The organism is Methylocystis sp. IM3 (genome assembly GCF_038070105.1).
GTDB lineage: Bacteria > Pseudomonadota > Alphaproteobacteria > Rhizobiales > Beijerinckiaceae > Methylocystis.
On sequence record NZ_JBBPBZ010000002.1, the window covers coordinates 2,916,184 to 2,938,753 of the forward strand.

General features: G+C 67.0%; 22 protein-coding genes. 17 read left to right on the forward strand and 5 right to left on the reverse strand.

Translation table 11 applies throughout. The features are described 5' to 3' along the window. Window positions 1–108: 108 nt before the first annotated feature. The 4 genes from argJ (at window position 109) to WOC76_RS16185 (ending at window position 3,770) form a co-directional block, all read left to right on the forward strand. Window positions 109–1,356 carry a bifunctional glutamate N-acetyltransferase/amino-acid acetyltransferase ArgJ gene (argJ, locus tag WOC76_RS16170; RefSeq protein ID WP_341389012.1) on the forward strand — a complete coding sequence of 416 codons (1,248 nt, stop codon included), beginning with the start codon at window positions 109–111 and terminating at the stop codon, window positions 1,354–1,356. 89 nt (window positions 1,357–1,445) lie between these two features. Beyond that, entirely contained in the window at window positions 1,446–1,964 is a 519-nt protein-coding gene (locus tag WOC76_RS16175; protein ID WP_341105407.1) for a carboxypeptidase regulatory-like domain-containing protein, read from the forward strand. Window positions 1,965–1,972: 8 nt separating this feature from the next. After that, a complete protein-coding gene (locus WOC76_RS16180) occupies window positions 1,973–2,374 on the forward strand; it encodes a (deoxy)nucleoside triphosphate pyrophosphohydrolase (RefSeq protein ID WP_341431493.1) in 402 nt (133 codons plus the stop codon). Between the two features lie 34 nt (window positions 2,375–2,408). Then, entirely contained in the window at window positions 2,409–3,770 is a 1,362-nt protein-coding gene (locus WOC76_RS16185; protein ID WP_341105404.1) for a DUF2252 domain-containing protein, read from the forward strand. A 4-nt stretch (window positions 3,771–3,774) separates the two neighbouring features. Here WOC76_RS16185 and WOC76_RS16190 read toward each other — a convergent pair whose 3' ends face one another. Together WOC76_RS16190 and parE are read right to left on the reverse strand one after the other, a co-directional pair. Continuing rightward, the gene (locus WOC76_RS16190; protein WP_341431494.1) at window positions 3,775–4,836 is read right to left on the reverse strand and encodes a sensor histidine kinase; all 1,062 of its coding nucleotides are present in this window, start codon (window positions 4,834–4,836) and stop codon (window positions 3,775–3,777) included. 88 nt (window positions 4,837–4,924) lie between these two features. Beyond that, window positions 4,925–6,943 (reverse strand): DNA topoisomerase IV subunit B, encoded by a 2,019-nt coding sequence (gene parE, locus WOC76_RS16195; RefSeq protein WP_341431495.1) that lies wholly within the window; start codon window positions 6,941–6,943, stop codon window positions 4,925–4,927. A gap of 83 nt (window positions 6,944–7,026) precedes the next feature. Here parE and WOC76_RS16200 point away from each other — a divergent pair, with 83 nt between their 5' ends. The 4 genes from WOC76_RS16200 to WOC76_RS16215 are packed head-to-tail and all read left to right on the forward strand — an operon-like array spanning window position 7,027 to window position 10,716. Next, the gene (locus WOC76_RS16200) at window positions 7,027–8,277 is read left to right on the forward strand and encodes a glycosyltransferase family 4 protein (RefSeq protein ID WP_341105403.1); all 1,251 of its coding nucleotides are present in this window, start codon (window positions 7,027–7,029) and stop codon (window positions 8,275–8,277) included. Between the two features lie 30 nt (window positions 8,278–8,307). Continuing rightward, entirely contained in the window at window positions 8,308–9,279 is a 972-nt protein-coding gene (locus WOC76_RS16205) for an ABC transporter substrate-binding protein (protein ID WP_341431496.1), read from the forward strand. Next, window positions 9,276–10,031 carry an ABC transporter permease gene (locus tag WOC76_RS16210; protein WP_341105402.1) on the forward strand — a complete coding sequence of 252 codons (756 nt, stop codon included), beginning with the start codon at window positions 9,276–9,278 and terminating at the stop codon, window positions 10,029–10,031. Before WOC76_RS16205 ends, WOC76_RS16210 begins: the two co-directional genes overlap by 4 nt. Next, the gene (locus tag WOC76_RS16215; RefSeq protein ID WP_341105401.1) at window positions 9,973–10,716 is read left to right on the forward strand and encodes an ATP-binding cassette domain-containing protein; all 744 of its coding nucleotides are present in this window, start codon (window positions 9,973–9,975) and stop codon (window positions 10,714–10,716) included. The genes WOC76_RS16210 and WOC76_RS16215 overlap by 59 nt, the downstream gene beginning before the upstream one ends. Window positions 10,717–10,723: 7 nt before the next feature. Here the strand turns inward: WOC76_RS16215 and WOC76_RS16220 are convergent, their stop codons facing one another. The 3 genes from WOC76_RS16220 to WOC76_RS16230 form a co-directional block, all read right to left on the reverse strand. Continuing rightward, window positions 10,724–11,413, reverse strand: a complete 690-nt coding sequence (locus WOC76_RS16220) for an SDR family oxidoreductase (RefSeq protein WP_341105400.1) — start codon at window positions 11,411–11,413, stop codon at window positions 10,724–10,726. Between the two features lie 42 nt (window positions 11,414–11,455). Next, window positions 11,456–12,340, reverse strand: a complete 885-nt coding sequence (gene rpoH, locus WOC76_RS16225) for an RNA polymerase sigma factor RpoH (protein WP_341105398.1) — start codon at window positions 12,338–12,340, stop codon at window positions 11,456–11,458. A 258-nt stretch (window positions 12,341–12,598) separates the two neighbouring features. Continuing rightward, window positions 12,599–14,125 carry a helicase HerA-like domain-containing protein gene (locus WOC76_RS16230; protein ID WP_341108742.1) on the reverse strand — a complete coding sequence of 509 codons (1,527 nt, stop codon included), beginning with the start codon at window positions 14,123–14,125 and terminating at the stop codon, window positions 12,599–12,601. Window positions 14,126–14,283: 158 nt separating this feature from the next. Between WOC76_RS16230 and WOC76_RS16235 the strand changes: the two genes are divergently transcribed. The 9 genes from WOC76_RS16235 (at window position 14,284) to WOC76_RS16275 (ending at window position 22,009) form a co-directional block, all read left to right on the forward strand. Further along, window positions 14,284–14,649, forward strand: a complete 366-nt coding sequence (locus WOC76_RS16235; protein ID WP_341105397.1) for a hypothetical protein — start codon at window positions 14,284–14,286, stop codon at window positions 14,647–14,649. Between the two features lie 65 nt (window positions 14,650–14,714). Beyond that, window positions 14,715–15,362, forward strand: coding sequence for an SCO family protein (locus WOC76_RS16240; RefSeq protein WP_341105396.1), 648 nt, complete (start codon window positions 14,715–14,717; stop codon window positions 15,360–15,362). Window positions 15,363–15,481: 119 nt separating this feature from the next. Further along, window positions 15,482–16,243 (forward strand): M48 family metallopeptidase, encoded by a 762-nt coding sequence (locus tag WOC76_RS16245; protein WP_341105394.1) that lies wholly within the window; start codon window positions 15,482–15,484, stop codon window positions 16,241–16,243. Further along, the gene (locus WOC76_RS16250) at window positions 16,240–16,770 is read left to right on the forward strand and encodes a DUF3280 domain-containing protein (protein ID WP_341105392.1); all 531 of its coding nucleotides are present in this window, start codon (window positions 16,240–16,242) and stop codon (window positions 16,768–16,770) included. Before WOC76_RS16245 ends, WOC76_RS16250 begins: the two co-directional genes overlap by 4 nt. A gap of 31 nt (window positions 16,771–16,801) precedes the next feature. Further along, window positions 16,802–17,758, forward strand: a complete 957-nt coding sequence (locus WOC76_RS16255; RefSeq protein WP_341105390.1) for a bifunctional enoyl-CoA hydratase/phosphate acetyltransferase — start codon at window positions 16,802–16,804, stop codon at window positions 17,756–17,758. Between the two features lie 158 nt (window positions 17,759–17,916). After that, window positions 17,917–18,996, forward strand: coding sequence for a phenylalanine--tRNA ligase subunit alpha (gene pheS / locus WOC76_RS16260; RefSeq protein WP_341105388.1), 1,080 nt, complete (start codon window positions 17,917–17,919; stop codon window positions 18,994–18,996). A 23-nt stretch (window positions 18,997–19,019) separates the two neighbouring features. Next, entirely contained in the window at window positions 19,020–19,253 is a 234-nt protein-coding gene (locus WOC76_RS16265; protein WP_341105387.1) for a hypothetical protein, read from the forward strand. A 9-nt stretch (window positions 19,254–19,262) separates the two neighbouring features. Continuing rightward, window positions 19,263–21,674 carry a phenylalanine--tRNA ligase subunit beta gene (pheT, locus tag WOC76_RS16270; RefSeq protein ID WP_341105386.1) on the forward strand — a complete coding sequence of 804 codons (2,412 nt, stop codon included), beginning with the start codon at window positions 19,263–19,265 and terminating at the stop codon, window positions 21,672–21,674. Continuing rightward, window positions 21,671–22,009: a hypothetical protein gene (locus WOC76_RS16275; RefSeq protein WP_341105384.1), complete on the forward strand. Its 339-nt coding sequence runs from the start codon at window positions 21,671–21,673 to the stop codon at window positions 22,007–22,009. Before pheT ends, WOC76_RS16275 begins: the two co-directional genes overlap by 4 nt. Window positions 22,010–22,570 lie beyond the last annotated feature (561 nt).

Genomic DNA, 22,570 nt, shown 5'->3' on the forward strand with positions numbered 1-22,570 from the left:
CCGGCCGCAATCGCCCCCCTTTGCGATTGCTGCGACGCAATCAAAACTTGACGTCGCCGCGCGGCGACGCCAAACCCGGCGCATTCCCATCCTGCCCCGGGTGATTCCATGGCCCACGACGCCCCCCTCTCCCCGCTCGCGCCCGCAACGACGCCCGAGATTCCCCCACTCGAAGGCGTGCGCTTCGCCGCCGGCGCGGCGGGCGTTCGCTACGCGGGGCGCACCGATGTGATGCTCGCGATTCTCGACGAGGGCGCGGCGGTCGCCGGCGTCTTCACCAAGTCGAAATGCCCGTCGGCGCCCGTCGACTGGTGCCGCGCCAAGCTCAAGGGCGGCAAGGCGCGGGCGCTGCTCGTGAATTCAGGCAACGCCAACGCCTTCACCGGCAAGGCCGGCGCCGAGGCCGTGAAGCTCTCCGCCAAGATCGCCGCCGCCGCCACGGGCGCGAGCGAGCGCCAGATCTTCATCGCCTCCACGGGCGTCATCGGCGAACCGCTCGACGCGACGAAATTCGACGGGGTTTTGGACAATCTCGCCAGCACGGCGCGGCCGGACGCCTGGCTCGAGGCCGCCCGCGCCATCATGACGACCGACACCTTCCCCAAGCTCGCGACGCGCAAGGCGACCATCGCCGGCGTCGAGGTGACGATCAGCGGCATGGCCAAGGGCGCCGGCATGATCGCGCCCGACATGGCGACCATGCTGTCCTTCGTCTTCACCGACGCGCCCATCGCCGCCGAAGCCTTGCAGACCATGCTCTCCAAGGCCGTGCAGGGGTCCTTCAATGCGATCACCGTGGACAGCGACACCTCGACCTCCGACACGCTGCTCCTCTTCGCGACGGGCGCGGCCAGGAAGCGCGGCGCGCCCAAGATCGAGAAGGCCAGCGACAAGCGCCTCGCCGATTTCCGGCGCGCGCTCGACGAGACTCTGCTGGATCTCGCCCATCAGGTGGTCAAGGACGGCGAAGGCGCGCGCAAATTCGTCGAGGTGACCGTCACGGGCGCCGAAAGCGCCAAGGCCGCCAAGCGGATCGCGCTTTCGATCGCCAATTCGCCGCTCGTCAAGACGGCGATTGCGGGCGAAGACGCCAATTGGGGCCGCATCGTCATGGCGGTGGGCAAGGCCGGCGAACGCGCCGAGCGCGACAAGCTCGCCATCTGGTTCGGCGGCGTGCGCGTCGCCTACAAGGGTCTGCGCGATCCGGCCTATAACGAGCAAGAAGTGTCGCAGACCATGAAGCGGCCGGAGGTCGTCATCAATGTCGACATCGGACTCGGCGCCGGCGCCGCGACCGTGTGGACCTGCGACCTGACAAAGGACTATGTCGCGATAAACGGCGACTATCGGAGCTGACCGGCAGGGGCGGGGCAAGGGGAAAGCTGCGTTGAGCGCCAAGCTGAGACTGTGCCATAATGGCGGCAGTCCGGCTGGAGCGTTTTCGTATGTTTTCCCCGCGTGTCTTTCTGATCGTCTGCCTTCCCCTCGTCCTTGCCGCCTGCAATTCGGCCCCGGCGCCGGAGGCGCGCTTCGACGCCGCCGAGGCGGCCTTCATGGAGAAGCCCGGCAAGACGACAATCACGGGCCAGGCGTTTTTGCCCGACAAGACAGGGCATGTGAACGCCCGCTTCGCGGCGGGAGAAGTCGTGCGGCTCATTCCGGCGACGAGCTATTCGAGGGCGCGGCTCGCCTATTATTTCAAGGGGGCAAAATTCGCCCCCGCGGCGCTGGTCCCCAAGAACGATCCCGACCCCGATTATCTCGCTCACACGCGCCAGACCAAGGCGGGCTCCACCGGGCGCTTCGTCTTCGAAAACGTCCCGCCGGGCGACTATTTCGTCTCGACGCAACTGATCTGGAAGCCTGACGGCGCCTTCCTGCCGGAGGGCGGCCTGATATATGAGGAGGTGACCGTCACCGGCGCGGAGACCAAGCCCGTGGAGGTCGTCGTCTCCGGCAAATAAGGGCGCCCATGAAACTCCTCCTCGTCGTCGCCTGCGCGCTGATCGACGCCGACAATCGCGTGCTGATCGCGCAGCGCCCCGAAGGCAAGCAGCTCGCGGGCCTATGGGAGTTTCCCGGCGGCAAGCTCGATCCCGGCGAACGGCCGGAAGAGGCGCTGATCCGCGAACTCGCCGAGGAGCTTCAGATCGCCGTGAAGGCGCCCTGCCTCGCCCCGCTCAGTTTCGCGAGCCACGCCTATGAGGACTTCCACCTGCTGATGCCGCTTTATATCTGCCGCAAATGGGAGGGCTTCGTCGCGCCCGCCGAGGGGCAGGCGGTGAAATGGGTGCGCGCGCGCGACTTGCGGACGTACGACATGCCCCCCGCCGACGCGCCGCTTATCGCGCCCCTGATCGACCTCCTCGGCTGATCGACTCACAGGGGCGCGCCAGTTAGCATGGCGCATGTCCGAGAAGGCTCGCACGGACGCGGCCGCCGAAAGCCGCCGGGAGGAATACAAGCGCGGCAAGCGTCTGCGGGACGCCACGCCGCGCGAGGCTCTCGCTGACTTTGATCCGCCGGCGGGCCGTGACCCGCTCGCCGTGATCGCGACGACGCTGGGCGACCGGCTCGCGTCCCTGCGCGGGCTGCGGGTCGAGCTGATGGCGCAAACTCCCTTCGCCTTCCTGCGCGGCGCCGCCGATGTCATGGCTTTCGATCTTGCGCATCAGCGCGCGACGGGCGTCACGGCCCAGGCCTGCGGCGACGGCCATCTGATGAATTTCGGCGCGTTTCTCTCGCCAGAGGGCAATGTTCTTTTCGATGTGAACGACTTCGACGAAACATTGCCCGAAATCGACATCGTCTGCGACCTTCGCCGCCTCGCCGCGAGCGTCGCCGTGGCGGCGATGGACATGAGCTATTCGGCGTCAGAGGCCAGAAAATGCGCCCGGCGCGCGGTCCGGGCCTATCGCGAGCGCATGTTCGAACTCGCAGCAATGTCGCCGATCGAAATCTGGAACGTGCGCGTCCATCTGCGCGATATCGTGCGAAGCCTGCGCGACCGCGTTCTGCACGACAGGCTGAGCGCGGCGATCTACAAGGGCAGCGGCCCACAGGACCGGATCGACGGCCTGCCCAAGATCGAGCGAACGCCCTCTGGCTGGCGCTTCGTCGAGAAGCCGCCGAAACTTGTTCATCTCGACAGGATAGATGATCCAGAAGCGCGCATCGATCTCGAGGCGCTCTTTTCGCGCCTGATCGCCGGCGGTCTTCAGGAGCCGGTGGCGACGCTCCTCGCCCGCTACCGGCTCTGCGACACGGCCTTCAAGGCGGTCGGCGTCGGCAGCGTCGGCATGTTCTGCGCCATTGGACTTTTCGTCTCGGAGGACGAGCAGCCGCTCGCCTTGCAGCTCAAGGAAGCCAAGCCCTCCGTGCTCGAGCGGTTCGGCTTCGGGCGTTGGCGGGGATCGCAAGGCCGGCGCGTGACCGCCGGGCAGCGCGTCATGCAGGCGGCGAGCGACATCTTTCTCGCAAGCGCCGGCGACGAGGCGACGGACGGACGTTATTACCTGCGCCATCTCAAGACGCGTCGTCTCGGCTCCATCTCGGACCTGCTGAAGGACCAGGCTTTCCCGCGTTATGCCGAACTCTGCGGCTACACGCTGGCGCGCGCCCATGCCCGTTCGTCGCGGCCCGCGCTTCTTGCCGGATATATGGGCAAAAGCGACGCCTTCGACGATGCGCTGGCGTCTTTCGCCATGCTCTACGCCGGACAGACCGCGGCTGATCTGCGCGCGTTCCGCATCGCTTATTGCGCGGCGTGAGGCGTCACGGCCGCAAGGTTGCGAAGCTCGCCGGGATCGACAGCGTCCAGATGAGCCCGTCGGGGGGGAAGCTCAAGGTGGCCGCGCCGTCGAGCGCCTGTGCGACGAGTCGTTTCACGACCTTGTGGCCGAAGCCTTCCTGTGGCGGCGTCGCGAGCGCGGGGCCGCCGCTCTCGCGCCATTCGATCACGAGCCTGCCGTCCTCGAAGCCCCATTTGAGGGAGATGTTTCCCTCGGGACGCGACAGCGCCCCATAGCTCAGCGCATTGGTGGCGAGTTCGTGCAGGGCGAGGCCGATATTCTGCGCGGCCTCGGGCTTCAGCATGATCTTCGGCCCCTCGATCGCGGCATGTTCGGAGAGGCTGTCCTTTGCGACATCGAGGCAATAGGCCATTTGCGCGCGCACGAGATCATGCATGGAGGCGCCGCGCCAGTCCTGCGACACGAGCAGATCATGCGCCATGGAGAGCGCCTGCAAGCGGGCGCTGAATTTGCGCTGGAACGCTTCCACCGAAGTCGCTCCGGCCGCCGTCTGCCGCGACATGGCCTGGACGACGGCAAGCAGATTCTTCGAGCGGTGCACGAGCTCGCGCAGCAGCACGCGCACATGCTGCTCGCGCATCTTGCGCTCCGTTATATCGCGCGCGGTGCCGAGAATGCGCACGGCGCGGCCATCCTCGAAAAAGGTGCGGCCGCGGATCGCCACCCAGCGTTCGATTTTGTCCTCCATGCCGACGACACGATATTCAATCTCGTAGTCTCCGTCATGTTCAGGATCGAGCGCGAGGCCGACCGCCTCCTTCGTTCGGTGTCGGTCCTGCGGATGGAGGGCATTGCGGAAGACTTCGAAGTTCGCCTCCACATCGTCGGCGAGCCCCCAGAGCTGGCGCACCCGCGCGTCGAGATGCACCTCGCCAGTGGCGAGATTCCAGTCCCAGACCCCGGTGCGCCCGGCGTCGAGCGCCAATTGCAGGCGCTCGAGCGCATAGGCCTGATCGTTGAGCGCCTCGCAGGCGCGCCTCGTTTCTGGCGCGACCTCGTCGCGCAGGAGATCAGCGTCGGTCACGGCCCCGCCCCTTTCGACCCCCACAATAGACTATCCGCCAGCCGCAAGAGAAGCGCCGGAGCCAGCGCCTCCCCGTGAGGGCGGGCGTTCATACGTCGACGAGCTCCGACACGAACGCCGCTTTTTCCTGAATGAAGGCGAAGCGCGCTTCTGGCTTGTTGCCCATCAGCCGCTCGACGCAATCGGCGACCTCTTCGCGCTCCTCTCCCGCGAGCACGACCTTGAGCAGGGTGCGTTTCGTCGGGTCCATGGTCGTTTCCTTGAGCTGGGCCGCGCTCATTTCGCCGAGGCCCTTGAAGCGGTTGGTTTCGACCTTGCCCTTGCCGGTCAGCGCGGTGCGGATGAGTTCGTCACGATGGTCGTCGTCGCGCGCATAGACCGTCTTCGGGCCCTGCGTGAGCTTGTAGAGCGGCGGCTGCGCGAGATAGAGATGGCCGTTCTCGATGAGGCGCGGCATCTGCCGGTAGAAGAAGGTGATGAGCAGCGAGGCGATATGTGCGCCGTCGACATCGGCGTCGGTCATCACGATGACCTTCTCGTAGCGCAGATCCTCGTCGCGGTAATGGGCGCCGAGCCCGCAGCCGAGCGCCTGCGTGAGATCCGCGAGCTGCTGATTGGCGAGGAGCTTGTCCTTCGTCGCCGAGGCGACGTTCAGGATCTTGCCGCGCAGCGGAAGGATCGCCTGCGTCACGCGGTTGCGCGCTTCCTTGGCCGAGCCGCCGGCCGAGTCGCCCTCGACGATGAACAGCTCCGACCCTTGCGCGGAATTATTGGTGCAGTCGACGAGCTTGCCCGGCAGGCGCAATTTGCGCGTGGCCGTCTTGCGGGCGATGTCCTTTTCGGCGCGGCGGCGCAGCCGCTCCTCGGCGCGCGTCACCGCGAAATCAAGGAGCTTGTTGGCCTGCGTCGGCGCGGCCGCGAGCCAATGGTCGAAGGCGTCGCGCACCGTACTCTCGACGATGCGCGAAGCCTCGACCGTCATCAGCCGGCTCTTGTTCTGCCCTTGGAATTCCGGTTCGCGGATGAAGACGGAGATCATCGCCGCCGCCTGCCCCATGAGATCGTCGCCCGTGACGTCCTTGGCGCGCTTGGCCTGATTGACGCGTTCGGCGTGTTCCTTCAGCGCCTTCAAAAGCGCATTGCGGAAGCCCGCCTCATGCGTGCCGCCGTCCGGCGTCGGGATGGTGTTGCAATAGGAATGGACGAAGCCGTCGTCCTCGGCGAACCAGGAGACCGCCCATTCGAGCGAGCCATGGCCGCCCTCGCGCGTCACCTTGCCGACGAAGGGCTGATCGGTGACGAGCTCCTTGCCCTGCGTCTCGCGGGCGAGATAATCCTTCAGGCCGCCGGGGAAGCGCAGCACCGCCTCGGAGGGCGTGTCGGCGCCCGGCTCGATCAGCGAGGGATCGCAGCGCCAGCGGATCTCGACGCCGCCGAAAAGATAGGCCTTGGAGCGCGACATGCGAAAGAGCCGCGCCGGCTTCCAATGGGCGCTGTCGCCGAAAATCTGCGGATCGGGCTTGAAGCGCACGCGCGTGCCGCGCCTGTTCGCGATCTTGCCCATCTCCTTCAGCTTGCCGAGCGGCAGCCCGCGCGAAAACTCCTGCCGGTAGAGCTGGCCCGCGATGGCGACCTCGACCTCGAGCTTCTCGGAAAGGGCGTTCACCACCGAGACGCCGACGCCATGCAGGCCGCCCGAGGTCTGATAGGCTCCAGAATCGAACTTGCCGCCGGCATGGAGCACGGTCATCACCACTTCGAGCGCGGACTTGTCCTTCATCTTGGGATGCGGGCCGACCGGAATGCCGCGGCCGTTGTCGGTCACGGTGAGCCAGCCGCCCGGCTCGAGCGTCACGTCGATGAAGCTCGCATGGCCGGCCACGGCCTCGTCCATGGCGTTGTCCAGCACCTCGGCGAAGAGGTGGTGCATCGCCGTCTCGTCGGTGCCGCCGATATACATGCCGGGGCGGCGGCGCACTGGCTCCAGCCCCTCGAGAACCTCGATGGAGGCGGCGGAATATTCGGGAGCGGCGCTTTTTGCGGCGGGTCTGGTCGCGGGCGCCGCCTTGCGGGGGGCGCCGCCGAAAAGGTCGGGTTTGGTGGCCATGGCGCCATACTAGCGCGATTCGAGACTCGAAATCAGCGCCCCCCTTGACCCGGCGCAAGCTTGACCTCAAGAGAAAGGTCGGAATGCCCAAGCTCACCGTCGTCATCTGCGTCGACCACGCCCATGTGAACGGCGGGCAGGCCAAGGTTGCGATCGACAGCGCGCTCGGCCTCGCGCAGGCCGGGACGCGGGTGACCTTCTTTTCCGCCTGCGGGCCGATCGATCCCCGGCTCGCCGAGGCGGGGATCGAGACCGTCTGCCTCGGCCAGCGCGACATTCTCGACGATCCCTCGCGCCTCGCGGCGGCGGGACGCGGGCTCTGGAACGCCGCCGCCGCGCGGGCCCTCGGCGCGACGCTGGCGCGGCTGCCCCGTTCTCAAACGATCGTCCATGTGCATGGCTGGGCCAAGGCACTCTCGCCCGCAATCGGGCGGCCCATCCGGGCGTCGGGCCTTCCGGCCGCCTATACGATGCACGAATATTTCCTGCACTGCCCCAATGGCGGCTTCTACAATTTCCAGAAGAACGAGGTCTGCCCGCTGATCCCGCTCTCGGCCGCCTGCTGGGCGACGCACTGCGATTCGCGCAACTATCCCATCAAGCTGTGGCGCAACGCCCGCCTCCTCGTCGCCGGGCGTGCGCGCTTCGCGGAAACCTTCTCGGACATCATCCTTCTCTCGGATTTGCAGGAGAAGGTTCTTCAAACCTGCCTGCCGAGGACCGCGCGCCTTCACCGCGTGACAAACCCCGTGGATGTCGCGCCGCTCGGGCCCAAGAACGATCCGCAAAGCGGCGACTTTCTCTTCGTGGGCCGGCTTTCGCCCGAGAAGGGCCCCTTCCTCTTCGCCGAAGCGGCCCGGCGCGCCGGCGTGACGCCGCTTTTCATCGGCGACGGGTCGATCGCCGGCGCGCTTCGCGCGCGCTTTCCGCAGGCGCGGCTCCTGGGCTGGCGCGATCCCGCCGAGGCGCGCGCCGCGATGCGCGCGGCCCGCGCCCTGGTTTTCCCCTCGCTCTGGCACGAGACCTTTGGCCTTGCGGCTTTCGAAGCCGCCGCCCTGGGCACGCCGGCGATCGTCGCCGACGGCTGCGCCGCGCGCGAGGCGGTGACGCATGAGGCGACCGGCCTCTGGTTTCGGAGCGGCGACGTCGACTCGCTCGCCTCCGCGATCCGGGCGCTGCGCAACGACGCCGTCATCGCCGACATGTCTCACAGGGCTTACGACGCCTATTGGGCCGCCCCGGCGACGCCCGCGCGCCATGTGGCGGAGACGCTGGCGGTCTATGAGAAGATGCTCGCGGGCGCGGCAATCGACGCCGGGGAGAAGCTGCGCTAAGACCCGTCGCGACATCGCAGGGATCAGGACATGCAACGCGCCTTCGTCTCCGGGCTTCTCGCCGCCGCCTTTTTCGCTGTGCCCGCGCAGGCCGAAAAGCTGCGCCTCGCCTTGCAAAAGACCGGCACCACCGGCTGGGAGCTCGCGGTCGTGCGCGCCTTCGGGCTCGACAGGGACGCCGGGCTCGAGCTCGAAGTGACGGAGCTCGCCGCGCCGGAAGCCGGCAAGATCGCCATTCAGGGCGGCGGCGCGGACATCATCGTTTCGGACTGGCTCTGGGTCGCGCGCGAGCGGGGGGCCGGCGCCAAGCTCACGCTCTCTCCCTATTCCACCGGCGTCGGCGCGGTGATGACGAAAGACCCCGCGATCCGCACCGTGAAGGATCTTACAGGCAAGAAGCTCGGCGTCGCGGGCGGGCCGCTCGACAAGAGCTGGCTGATGCTGAAGGCCTTCGCGCAAAAACAGGGCGTCGATCTGGAGAAAAGCGCGACCATTCTCTACGGCGCGCCGCCGCTCATCGCCGAAAAGGCGCTTCAGGGCGAGATCGACGCGGCGCTGGAGTTCTGGAATTTCGCCGCGGACCTCGAAGGCAAGGGGTTCGCGCGGGCCATCGAAATCTCGGACGTGGAGAAGGCGCTCGGCGCCAAGGGAGACGTGGTCGTCACCGGCTATGTCTTCGACGAGGGCTTCGCCGCCAAGAACAGAGACGCGCTCTCGCGCTTCTTCGCCATGACGGCGAAGGCGAAGGCGCTGATCGCCAGCGACGACAAGGCCTGGGCCGCCGCCGCGCAGCGCATCGGGCCAAAAGACCCCGCGACCCTCGCCATTTACCGCAAGCGCTATGCGGCGGGCGTCCCGAAGCGCAGCGTCGCCGAGGAGGAGGCCGACGCCGCCGCGCTTTATGGCGTGATGGCCGAAATCGGCGGCGAGAAGCTCGTCGGCCCCGGAAAGACCCTCGACCCCGGAACCTTCTACAAGGGCGGCGAGGCCGCGAAACCTTGATCCGCCTCGCCTCGCTCGTCGCGCTGGTCGGCCTGTGGCAGCTTTGCGCCTGGCTTTCCGATCCGCGGCGGCTGCCGGGACCGCTCCCCGTCTTCGAGGCGATCGTCGGGGAGGCGCGCTCCGGCGCCCTGTTCACGAATCTCGGCGTCACGCTCGCGCGCGTCGTCGCCTCCTTTGCGCTCGCCATGAGCCTCGGCGCGGCGATCGGCTATCTGATGGGGCGCAACCGCCTCGCCGACCGCCTGCTCGATCCCTGGCTGGTCGTGCTGCTCAATCTGCCGGCGCTGGTCGTCATCGTGCTCGCCTATGTCTGGGCGGGGCTGACGGAAGCGGCGGCCATCGGCGCCGTGGCGCTCAACAAGCTGCCCAACGCCATCGTCGTCATCCGCGAAGGCGCCCGCGCCCTCGATCCGCATCTCGACGAGATGGCGCAGGCCTTCCGCTTTTCGCGCGCGGCGCGGCTGCGGCACCTCATCCTGCCGCAGCTTGCGCCCTATTTCGCGGCGGCGACGCGTTCGGGCCTGTCGCTCGTATGGAAGATCGTGCTCGTCGTGGAGCTGCTCGGCCGCTCCAACGGCGTCGGCTTCGAAATCAACATGGCGTTTCAGCTTTTCGACATGAAGCTTCTGCTCGCCTACGCCCTTCCCTTCGTCGCGCTGATGCTCGGCGTCGAAACGATTCTGGTGCAGCCCCTTGAACGAACCGTCTCCCACTGGCGGCGCGGCGCCGCTCGACATCGCCATCGCCTCTAAGGACCATCGTCGCGCCAGCGGCAGGCCGCTGCGCGCGCTCGAAGATTTTCGCCTCGTCCTGCCGGCGGGCGCGGCCGGCGCCGTCGTCGGCCCCTCGGGCTGCGGCAAGACCACGCTGCTGCGGCTCATCGCCGGGCTCGACCGGGAGTTTGCCGGGCGGATCGCCCTGCCCGCGCATGGGCGGCTCGGCATGGTCTTTCAGGAGCCGCGCCTCTTGCCCTGGCGCAGCGTCTCGGAAAACATCGCCATCGCCGCTCCGGAGGCGACGCCCCAGGAGATCGCCGCGCTGCTCGAGGCGCTCGGGCTCGGCGAGCATGCGACGCATTTGCCGGGCGAATTGTCGCTTGGCCTGGCGCGGCGCGCGGCGCTGGCGCGCGCTCTCGCCGTCAAGCCCGATCTGCTGCTGCTCGACGAGCCGCTCGTCTCGCTCGACGCCGCGCTCGCGCTCGAATTGCGCGACAGGATCGCCGCGCTGATCGAGGAGAAGCGCATCACGACGCTCATCGTGACGCACGATCTTGCCGAGGCGATCGCGCTCGCTGATAAACTCTTCCTGCTCTCGCCGCGCCCCGCCCATGTCGTGGCGACCCTCGACATCCCGACGCCCCGCGGGAGACTGTCGAAGGCGGAGGCCGAGGCGCTGGAGGCGCAGGCGCGCGAGGCGCTCGCGGCGGCAAGGCGCTGATCCATCGTCACCAGTCGAGATCGACGCCCCGATAATCGAGATAGCGGCGCGTATCGGAGAGCGTCAGCCCGTCGGCGACCCTGATGATCCCTTCGGCGCTTTCCTCGACGGAAAGGGTCGCGTCCGGTCCGCCCATGTCGGTGCGCACCCAGCCGGGATGCAAGGACACGACCGCGATCCCCGCCGGGCGCAGATCATCGGCGAGGCACTGGGCGATCTTGTTGAGCGCCGCCTTCGAGGCGCGATAGGCGACATTGAAGGTTCCGGGCAAGGCCATGGAGCCGAGCACGCTCGACATGACGACGAGGCGCGGCCGGTCTCCCCGCGCAAGCTGCGGCAGGAACGCCTGTGCGACGCGCAAGGGCCCGAGCGTATTGATGGAGAGGAGGTCCAGCGCGCCGGCGAAATCCATGTCGAGCGCCGATTGGCGCCTCGGCCCATAGGCGCCGGCGTTGGCCACGAGCACGTCGACGGGCTCCGTGACCTGCGCCGCCGCCGCGCTGATTTGCGCCGCATCTCGCGTGTCGAAGACGATGATCCGGCCGCGTTTTCCTGCCGGCGCCAAGGCCGTTTCCAGCGGCTCCCGGAGGCTCTCGGCGCGCAGGCTGGCGGTCACGCGCTCGCCTCGCACCGCGAGCTGGCGCGCCAGCTCCAGCCCAATGCCCCGGCTCGCCCCGGCGATCAGCCAATGCGACATGGCGCCGTCTCCCTCGCTCAGGGGGTCATATAGCGCGGCCCGTTACATCGCCGGATGCTGCGCTTCCTCGAGGCGGGCGACGCCGCTCTTCACCGCGGCCTGCACCTTCTCGAAGGCGCGCACTTCGATCTGGCGCACGCGCTCGCGGGAGACGCCGAACTCTTCCGAGAGCTGCTCCAGCGTCACCGGATCGTCGGCCAGCCGGCGCGCCTCGAAGATGCGGCGCTCGCGCGGATTGAGCACGTCGAGCGCGCCCCGCAGCGCCTTCATGCGATTGCTGCTCTCTTCCTGCGCGGCGAGCACGTGCTCCTGGCTGTCGCTGTCGTCGACGAGCCAGTCCTGCCACTCGCCCTCGCCCTCCTCGCGCAGCGGCGCATTGAGCGAGGCGTCGCCACCCATGCGGCGGTTCATCTCGATCACGTCCTGCTGCGAGACGCCGAGGCGCGTCGCGATCTTCTCGACATGTTCGGGCCTGAGATCGCCCTCCTCGAAGGCCGAGATGCGGCTCTTGGCCTTGCGCAGATTGAAGAACAGCTTCTTCTGGCTCGCGGTCGTGCCCATCTTCACGAGCGACCATGAGCGCAGGATGTATTCTTGAATGGAGGCGCGGATCCACCACATGGCGTATGTGGCGAGACGAAAGCCGCGGTCGGGCTCGAAGCGCTTCACCGCCTGCATCAGACCGACATTGCCTTCGGAGATGATTTCGCCGATCGGCAGGCCGTAGCCGCGATAGCCCATGGCGATCTTGGCGACGAGGCGCAGATGCGAGGTGATCAGCTCCTGGGCGGCCTTGGGGTCTTCGTGCTCGCGCCAGCGTTTGGCGAGCATATATTCCTGCTGGGGCTCCAGCATCGGGAAACGACGGATCTCGGCAAGGTAGCGGGCGAGGCCGCCTTCCGCGACGATGGGCAAGGAATTCGCCATATCTCGTCCCTCCTGACGGGCTCCCGGGCGACGGCGGGCCCGCAATGGTCGATCGCGCCTTCGCCGATCGCAACGACGTTAGTATAGGCCGGAAAGAGCCGCCGGGAAAATCGGCTGCGCGTGACAAGTGGCTAAAGCCCGGATTAAGAATCCGTAATAATCCGTAGTCCGACGGCCGGCCGGGAGCGCGACCGATCGACCGGCGAGCGTCGCTTGCCCATGTTGACGAACACAGCCGGGAGCGAAGGCGCAAAAGGGCTATTTGCTCATGCCGCCCAGCATGTTGCGCAGGATTTCCTTGGCGATGGCGCCGCCCTGCTTCGCAAGCTGGGTCCCTGCCGAGCGGGCGGCGCTTTGCACGGCCGACCGCATGGCGATTTCAGCCGGGGACAGGCGCTTGCCGCGCTTGGAGCCAAAGAGCGTCCCGAGCACGCCGCCGACGATGGGCCCGAACAGCCCGCCCCCGCCCGCCTTGTCGGCCGCGCGCCCCTCGAGCGTCTCGTAAGCGGATTGCCGGTCGATCGGCGTGTCGTATTTGCCGGCGACCCTGCTCGCCGCCATGACCGCCGCGCGCTCCTCCGCCGTCACGGGGCCGACGCGGGCGGCGGGCGGCGCGATCAGCACGCGGTCGACAATCTCCGGCGCGCCCTTGTCGCCGAGCATGGAGACGAGCGCCTCGCCCACGCCGAGATGCATGATCGCCTCGGTGGTGTCGAACGCGGGATTCTTGCGGAAGGTCTCGGCGGCCGCGCGCACGGCCTTCTGGTCGCGCGGCGTGAAGGCGCGCAGCGCATGCTGGATGCGGTTGCCGAGTTGGCCGAGCACCGTGTCCGGAACGTCGAGCGGATTCTGCGTGACGAAATAGACGCCGACGCCCTTGGAGCGGATGAGCCGCACCACCTGCTCGATTGCGGTCAGCAATGGCTTCGGCGCATCTTCGAAGAGAAGATGCGCCTCGTCGAAAAAGAACACGAGTTTCGGCTTGTCGACATCGCCGACCTCGGGCAGCGTCTCGAACAGTTCGGAGAGCATCCACAACAGAAAAGTGGCGTAAAGCTGCGGCGCGCGCATCAGCCGCTCGGCGGCGAGAATGTTGATCGCGCCGCGCCCCTCGCGATCGACCGCCAGGAAATCGTGAATATCCAGCGCCGGCTCGCCGAAGAATTCGTCGCCGCCCTGCGTTTCCAGCACGAGAAGCTGGCGCTGGATCGCGCCGACGCTCGCGGAGGAAACATTGCCATATTTCAGTTTGAACTCGCCGGCGTTCTCGGCCACGTGATTGAGCGCCGCGCGCAAATCCTTCAGATCGAGCAGCAGCAGACCCTGTTCGTCGGCGACCTTGAAGACGATGTTGAGCACGCCTTCCTGCGTCTCGTTGAGGCCGAGAAGCCGCGATAGCAGCAGAGGGCCCATTTCCGAAACTGTGGCGCGCACCCTGTGGCCCTGTTCGCCGAAAACGTCCCAGAAGACGACCGGAAAACGGTCGGGGCGATAGTCGCGCCCGATTTCCGCCGCGCGCGCCACGAAAGGCGGCTTGCCGTCGCCAGGCTGGGACAGTCCGGCGAGATCGCCCTTGACGTCCGCGAGAAAGACCGACGTTCCCGCATTCGAGAACCCCTCCGCCAGAAGTTGCAGCGACACGGTCTTGCCGCCGCCCGTCGCGCCCGCGATCAGGCCGTGGCGATTGCCGAGGGCGAGCGTGAGATAGCGATAAGCGCGCGGCGTCGCGTCATGCGTCGCGCCAATGAGAATTTTTCCGGGCGCGTCGTTCGGGTTTTGCGTCATGTCGGCCATCGTCGCGCTTCGGGCTGGAATCGGAAAGGGCGGATGAAATTTACCTCATTCCCGCAACCCCCGCATCAGGCGGCCGGAACGATGGCTCGATGCGGCCGCTTGGCGAATGCCGCGGGCCGGGCTAAATTCCCGGCCCGAGAGGGAGAACCATGCGGTCTGGTCTAGTCATCGCCGGCCTACTGGCCGGGTGCGTCTGCGCGCCCGCGATCTGTGCGCCGACAGTGGGCGGGCAGGTCGCGCCCCCGAAGTCGTTCGCGCCTGCCGCCGCGGTCAATCTGGAGAACAAGCGTCCGGTGGCGCTGCTCGCCTTCGAGATCGTCGCGCCCGCCAGGAACGGAGCACCGGAGCGCATCGTCGGGAAGCTCGCGGCGCCGCTTGCGGCCGGGGCCGCGGTCCGCCTGCCGCTTTCGGGCGAAGCGGGATGCGAATTCGAGGCGCGCTGGGCGTTCGACGACTTCAAGGACGCTGGCGTGGTGGACCTCTGCAACGACGGACGCATAATCCTCGTCGATTAGGCTCCCAACAGAGCCCCCGGCGCCGGGCGGCCAACAGCAAAACAAGAAAAGCAGGAAACGCGGACATGGCCAAGGGCTCGGTTAAAGGCAACGGCAAAGCCGGAAAGCGCGGCGACAGGAACGCCGCAAACGGCCCGGCTGTTTCGAAAACCCTGCTCATCGGCGCCGGCGCCGTCTTCGCGCTCGTCTTTGGCGCATTCGTCGCCGTCACCAGCAATACGGCGCCCGCGCCTTCGGCCTCGGCCATCGGGGGACCGTTCCAGCTCACCTCGCAGACCGGCGGGGAGGTGAGCGAAAAAGACCTCATCGGCAAGCCCCATCTCGTTTTCTTCGGCTATACGCACTGCCCCGACGTTTGCCATACGACGCTCTTTGAAATGTCGGAGATCATGCGCGCGCTCGGCCCCGAGGCGCAGATCGGCGGCCTGTTCGTGACAGTCGATCCCGAACGCGACACGCCCGAGGTCCTGAAGGATTATCTCGCCAATTTCGATTCGCGCATCATCGGCGTCACAGGTCCGCGCCCGCAGCTCGAACCCATGCTGCGGGAATACCGCATCTACGCCAAACGCGCGCCCGGCAAGGAAGAAGACTATGCTGTCGATCACACGACGGTCGTCTATCTCATGGACAAGAACGGCCGTTTCGTGACCGCTTTCAACGTCAACCGCAAGCCGGAAGATGCGGCGAAGGACCTCAAGCGTTATCTCTGACGCGAAGGGTCCATCTGTGACGCGGAAGCGGAACGTCCCCCTCTGAGCGACGAAAAAATTTTGGCCCTGTTGCGTTTTTCGAACTCGCGACTCGCGGCGCCTTTGGGTAGCATGAGCGCATGCTTCGACTTCTGCGTGACGGACCCGCTCCCGACGCTGCGTCCCTCATCACTCTCGAGCACGCCGGCGAAACCATCGTCGTCGCCTTGCGCCGCGCGACCACGGCGAGACGATTCACCTTGCGCGTTCGCTTCGCGGCGCGCGACGCGGTTCTCACAATGCCGAGCCGCGCCTCGCTTCGGGAGGCGCGCGCCTTCGCCGAGCGCCATGCGGCCTGGATTGCGGCGCGGCTCGATCGCCTGCCGGAAACCATTCCCTTCGCGCATGGCTCCATCGTTCCGCTGCGCGGCGTCGATCACACGCTCGTGCACATGCCGGAACGGCGCGGCACGGTGTGGACGGAGCCGCGTGACGAGGTGAAGACAAGCGTCGCGCTCTGCGTCGCCGGACAGGCTGAGCATGTGCACCGCCGCGTGCTCGATCATTTCAGGCGGGAGGCGCGCCGCGATCTCGAAGGCGCCGTCGCGCGTCACACCTCGGCTCTGGGCCTGGCGCCGCGTGGCGTCGGTCTGCGCGATACGGTGAGTCGCTGGGGCTCCTGCTCCTCGGCAGGCTCGCTCAACTTCTCGTGGCGCCTCATCATGGCGCCGCCTTACGTTCTCGATTACCTCGCGGCGCATGAAGTCGCGCATCTCAGGCACCTCGACCATTCGCCGCGCTTCTGGGCGCTGGCGCGGCGTCTCTGCCCCGAGACCGACCGCGCCGAAGCATGGCTATCCGCAAATGGGGCGCATCTGCACAAATATGGAGCCAAGCAATGACGCTCGACCGGCGCCGCCTCATCGCCGCCGCGGCGCTCTTTCCTTTTGCGGCCAGAGCGGAAATGGAGACGGCCGGACAGCGAACCGGCAAGCGTCTTCTCGTTCTGGATTTCGAGATCATCGACACTTCGAACGAGCCAATCGATCAGCGCGCCGATCACGCGCGGCGCCTCGCCGCGGCGCGCGACGCGATCGCCTCGGGCCTTGCGGCGCGCAGAACCTATGAGGTCGTCGACCGCGCCGTCATCCAGCCCGATCTCGACCAGATTCTCAAACAGACCTACATTCGCACCTGCAACGGCTGCGAGACGGCGCTCGCGAGAAAGGCGGGCGCCGATCTCGTCATGACCGGGCTCGTCAACAAGGTGAGCACGCTGATCCTGAGCATGGGCGTCTCCATCACGCGCGCGTCATCCGGAGAGCTGATCTTCCATCAGGGATTCGATTTCCGCGGCGACAACGACACATCCTGGGCGCGCGCGGCGAAGTTCTTCACCGAACGGATCGCCCGCGATCCGGCCACCTGAAAGGCAAGCATCGTGACGAGCGAGAACGGGAATGACTGAAGCGGCGGCGCCTCCGGTGTTTCCCCGCGCGCATGGCGCGCTGCTCGGCGAACTCGTCACGCGGGCGCAGGCCCTGCCGCCGATCCGCATGGGCGTGGTGCATCCCTGCGACCGGCCCTCGCTCGAAGGGGCGCTCGCGGCGCGCGAGAAGGGCCTGATCGTGCCGACGCTGATCGGCCCCTGCAAGAAGATCGAGGCCGCCGCGCGGCAGGCCGGAGTCTCACTCGAGGACATCGACATCGTCGAGGCGCCGCACAGCCATGCGGCGGCGGATCAGGCGGTGGAGATGGCGCGGCGCGGCAAGCTCCATGGGCTGATGAAGGGCGCGCTGCATACGGATGAACTCATGTCGGCCGTCGTGCGCGAGGGCACGGGCCTGCGCACGGACCGGCGCATCAGCCATGTCTTCGTCATCGACGCGCCGACGTACCACAAGCTGCTGCTCGTCACGGACGCGGCGATCAACATCGCGCCCTCGCTCGATATCAAGCGCGACATCGTGCGCAACGCCGTCGATCTCGCGCACGCCATCGGCCTGGAGCGCCCCAAGGTCGCCCTGCTCTCGGCCGTGGAGACGGTGGAGCCGAAAATCCCCTCGACGGTGGAGGCCGCCGCTTTGTGCAAGATGGCGGACCGCGGGCAGATTGCGGGAGCCATCCTCGACGGCCCGCTTGCCTTCGACAACGCCATCTCCCGCGAGGCGGCCGAGGCCAAGCACATCGTCTCGGAGGTTGCCGGCGACCCGGACATTCTCGTGGCGCCCGACGTCGAATCCGGGAATATACTGGCCAAGCAGCTCGTCTTTCTGGCCGGCGCGGATACCGCTGGGATCGTGCTCGGCGCCCGCGTTCCCATCGTGCTGACAAGCCGCGCCGACGACGTCGCCTCGCGGGTCGCCTCCTCGGCGCTGGCCCAGCTCTTCGCCCATCGGCCGAGGCCCGCGCCCTAGCCGCCTCGACAGAAGCGCCCGCGCGTGGCAGAACCCCGCTGACCGACAGATTTCCCGGCAGGACGCCTTTCCTGTCCCTTGCGCCGAGGGGGCTTCCAAGCGGGCCGTCTCGACGCAAGCGGACGAAGGGCCGTCCTGCGCCCTTCCAGAACATCGACATGACCGACCTCACGACACTCGAAGAAGAAACGCTGCGCCAGATTGCAGAAGCCGCCGACGAACCGGCGCTCGAGGCCGTGCGCGTCGCCGCGCTCGGCAAGAAGGGGACGATTTCGGCGCTGCTCGCGACGCTTGGCAAGATGGACCCCGAGGCGCGCAAGACAGAAGGCGCGCGGATCAATGCGCTCAAGGACAAGGCGACCGAGGCGCTCGCCGTCCGCCGCGCCGAACTCGCCGAGGCGGCGCTCGAGGCCCGGCTGAAGGCCGAAAGGCTGGACGTGACGCTTCCGGCCGCCGCGAGCCCTCTGGAGCGCGGCCGCATCCACCCCATTTCCCAGGTGATGGACGAGCTTTCCATCATCTTCGCCGACATGGGCTTCGCCGTGGCGGAAGGGCCGGACATCGAGAGCGACGATTACAATTTCACCAGGCTGAACTTCCCCGAGGGCCATCCGGCCCGCGAAATGCAGGATACTTTCTTCCTCTCGCCGGAAGCGGGCGAAAAGAAGCTTCTGCGCACCCATACGAGCCCGGTGCAGGTGCGCACCATGCTGTCGCAAAAACCACCGATCCGCGTCATTTGTCCGGGCCGCGTCTATCGCTGCGACTTCGACCAGACCCATACGCCCATGTTCCACCAGGTCGAGGGCCTCGTCATCGACAAGTCGACCCATATGGGCCATCTCAAATGGGTGCTGGAAGAGTTCCTCAAGAGCTTCTTCGAAGTGAAGGGCGTGAAACTGCGCATGCGCCCGTCCTTCTTTCCCTTCACCGAACCGTCGATGGAAGTGGACGTTCAGTGCCGCCGCCAGGGCGGCGAAATCCGCTTCGGCGAGGGCGAGGACTGGATGGAGATTCTGGGCTGCGGCATGGTGCATCCCAATGTGCTGCGCAACTGCGGGCACGATCCTGACATCTATCAGGGCTTCGCCTTCGGCGTCGGCATCGACCGCCTCGCCATGCTGAAATACGGCATGTCGGACCTTCGCGCCTTCTTCGACGCCGACACGCGCTGGCTCGAGCACTACGGCTTCCGGCCGCTGGATTTTCCGACGCTCTCGGGCGGGTTGAGCAGCTGATTCCTCCAGAAGGAACTGTCCAGATGGCGTGGGTCAAACGCGTCGAGCGCAAACAAGGAGAGGGGCGTCGCCAGCCTTCCGAAGTCATCGCATTCGTGAAGGTGTTCGATATCCAAGACAGCTCGCCCATCATCCAAATCGACACTTTCGGATCTGAAGACCGCCAAAATCCAGGCAAGCAGAGTCAGACGCTCCAATTTGGAAGAGAGTCAGCAAAACAGCTCTTTGACCTATTGAAGCAAACCTACAAGTTCTAGAAGACGAGCATGAAACTCACTCTCTCCTGGCTCAAAGAGCATCTCGACACCTCCGCCACCCTCGCCGAGATCGTCGAGACGCTGACGCGCATCGGCCTCGAAGTCGAGGACGTGCACGATCCCGCCGCGCAGTTGAAAGACTTCAGGATCGCGAAGATCGTCGAGGCGACGCAGCATCCCAACGCCGACAGGCTGCGCGTCTGCAAGGTCGATACGGGCGGCCCGGAACTGGTACAGGTCGTCTGCGGCGCGCCCAATGCGCGCACGGGCCTGAAAAGCGTCTTCTCGGCGCCGGGGACCTATATTCCGGGCAAGAAAATCACGCTCGGCAAGGGCGTCATCCGCGGCGTCGAATCGCTCGGCATGATGTGCTCCTTCGAGGAGCTGGAGCTCGCGACGGAGAGCGAGGGCATCATCGAACTGCCCGAGGACGCGCCGGTCGGCGCGGTCTATGCGCAATGGGCGGGCCTCGACGATCCGGTGATCGAGATCAATCTGACGCCGAACCGTCCCGACGCCGCCGGCGTCTACGGCGTCGCGCGCGACCTCGCGGCGGCCGGCCTCGGCGTCCTGAAGGAGAAGGACATTCTCCCCGTCGAGGGCAAATTCCCCTGCCCTGTCGGCGTGAAGCTGGATTTCACGGAGGGCGACAAGCATCTCGCGCCCTTCTTCGCGCTGCGTCTCGTGAGGGGCGTGAAGAACGGCCCGAGCCCGGCCTGGATGCAGAAGCGCCTGCGCGAGATCGGCCTGCGACCGATCAACGCGCTCGTCGACATCACCAATTTCATGACCTTCGACCGCGCGCGGCCGCTGCATGTCTTCGACGCCAAAAAGGTAAAGGGCGATCTCGTCGTCCGCAGCGCCAGAAAGGGCGAGACCCTGCTCGCGCTCGACGGCCGCACGCATGAACTCGACGCGGGCATGGTCGTCATCTGCGATGACAATGGCGTCGAATCCATCGCCGGCGTCATGGGCGGCGAGGTCTCGGGCTGCAACGACGACACGACCGACGTGCTGATCGAATCGGCGCTCTGGGACCCGCAGAACATCGCCCACACGGGCCGCAAGCTCGGCATCGTCACCGACGCGCGCTACCGCTTCGAGCGCGGCGTCGATCCCGACTTCGCCCTGCCGGGCGTCGAACTCGCGACGCAACTCGTCCTCGAGCTCTGCGGCGGCGAACCGTCGACGCTCATCGTCGCCGGCGAAATCCCGCGCGCGCGGCGGGTCGTGGATTTCCCCTGGTCCGAGACGCAACGACTCGCCGGGATCGACGTGTCTCAGGCCGAAGCGACGGCCATTCTCGAGCGTTTGGGCTTCACGGTGGAAAAGACCGGGACCGAGGGCGCGCGCGTGACGGCGCCGAGCTGGCGTCCCGACATCGAGGGCAAGGCCGACGTCGTCGAGGAGATCGTGCGGATTCTCGGCGTCGACACCGTGCCCTCGACGCCGCTGCCCCGCGCCGAAGGCGTCGCCGCGCCCGTGCTGACCTTCATGCAGAAACGCGCCCGCACTACGCGCCGCGCGCTCGCGACGCAGGGACTCGTCGAGGCCGTCACCTGGTCCTTCATCTCCAAAGAACAGGCTGAGGCCTTCGGCGGCGGCGCACCGGGACTCGCGCTGGCGAACCCCATCGCCGCCGATCTCTCCGACATGCGGCCGAGCCTGCTGCCGGGCCTCGCCGCCGCCGCCAACCGCAACGCGGCGCGGGGGCTCGGCGACCAGGATTTGTTCGAAGTCGGACAGATCTTCCTCGACCCCACCGAAAAGGGCCAGCGCCTCGCCGCCGCCGGCATTCGCCGCGGCCTCGCGGGCGCGGGGCGGCACTGGTCGGCGCCGGCCCGGCGCGCCGGCGCGTTCGACGCGAAATCGGATGTGATGGCGCTCCTTGGCGCGCTCGGCGTGCCGACGGGCGGCTTGCAGGTGGTTCCGGGCGGCCCGGCCTGGTTCCATCCCGGCCGCTCGGCGACGCTGCAATTCGGCCCCAAGGCCGTCGTCGGCCATTTCGGCGAATTGCATCCGCGCGCGCTGAAGGCCCTCGATGTGGAAGGCCCGATCGCGGCGTTCGAGATCGTCCTCGACGTTCTGCCGGCGCCCAAGGCGAAGCCGACAAGGATCAAGCCGAAGCTCGAACTTGCAGACCTCCAGCCGCTCTCCCGCGATTTCGCTTTCATTCTGGATCGGAACGCCCCGGCGGGCGATCTGGTCAAGGCGGTCGCGGGCGCCGACAAGGCGCTCATCGCCGATGTGAGCGTCTTCGACATTTATGAGGGCGTCGGCGTGCCGGAAGGCAAGAAATCCGTGGGGGTCGCCGTGACCTTGCAGCCTCGCGAAAAAACGCTGACCGATGCGGAAATCGAGGCGGTGGCGCAGAAGATCGTCACGGAGGCCGAGAAAAAGACGGGAGCGACGCTGCGGTGATCCCGGCGTTCTCCTCGCGTCGCCGCGAGACCCTGGCCCTCCTTCTGGGCCTGATATTGGCGGCGCCGGCCTCTGCGGGCCCGCGCACCATCGACGACTGCGAGGCCATAAAGGACGCCAACGCCTATAATCTCTGCCTCGCCTCCTTCGGCCCCACGCGCGGCCAACATGGCGCAAGCTATCCGGGCGTCGCGAGCGAGGGGGAAAAAGGCGGCGAAAAGGCTTCCGGCGGCAAGAGAGCGACGGGGCGCCACGGGTCGCCGCGATCTGTCGGAGCCAGCATGAGCCGCGCCGGCGGACGGGTGCGGATGGAATTTACGCCGGGGCGGCAATGAGGAACGCCACTCTGATCGCCGCCGTTGAGATTGCGGGCAATGTCGAGATTGCAGGCAATGTCGAGATTGCGGACAAACGCTCCCCGCACCCAATTTGCCTCTTGGCAAACGGACGCCGGCCCTATAAATAGGGCGTTCCGGGGTTGACATAGGTCTTCGACCCCGCTTTCAGATTTGGAGCTTCCGCCCGAACCAAGGCTTTGTCAATGGCTTAGGAGACAGGCGGTGGATAGGCCGGCGGATCCGGGGAAAAACCCCGTGTCCCGTCCGGCCATGTCCTGTCCGAGACTGCCGGCGCCGTCCGAGGGGTTTCCCCGAAGCGGCTCAATCGGCTGGAGGACGATCAGAGTCATCTGTCGTCCGAAAGCGGCCTGCACAGACGGGGAAACCGTAATTTCTGGCCGCTGGCGCGAAGGCGCCGACGTCCCTTGAATTTGGTTCACGCCCCTTCAACCAGGGCTTTCGTCATCCGGCGAGGCGCTCTGGGGACAGGATCTACGGAGCCGCCCGCGGCCGCGGGCGGCAAGTCGCAACCGGCGGGATCTTCCCGCCAGTTATGAA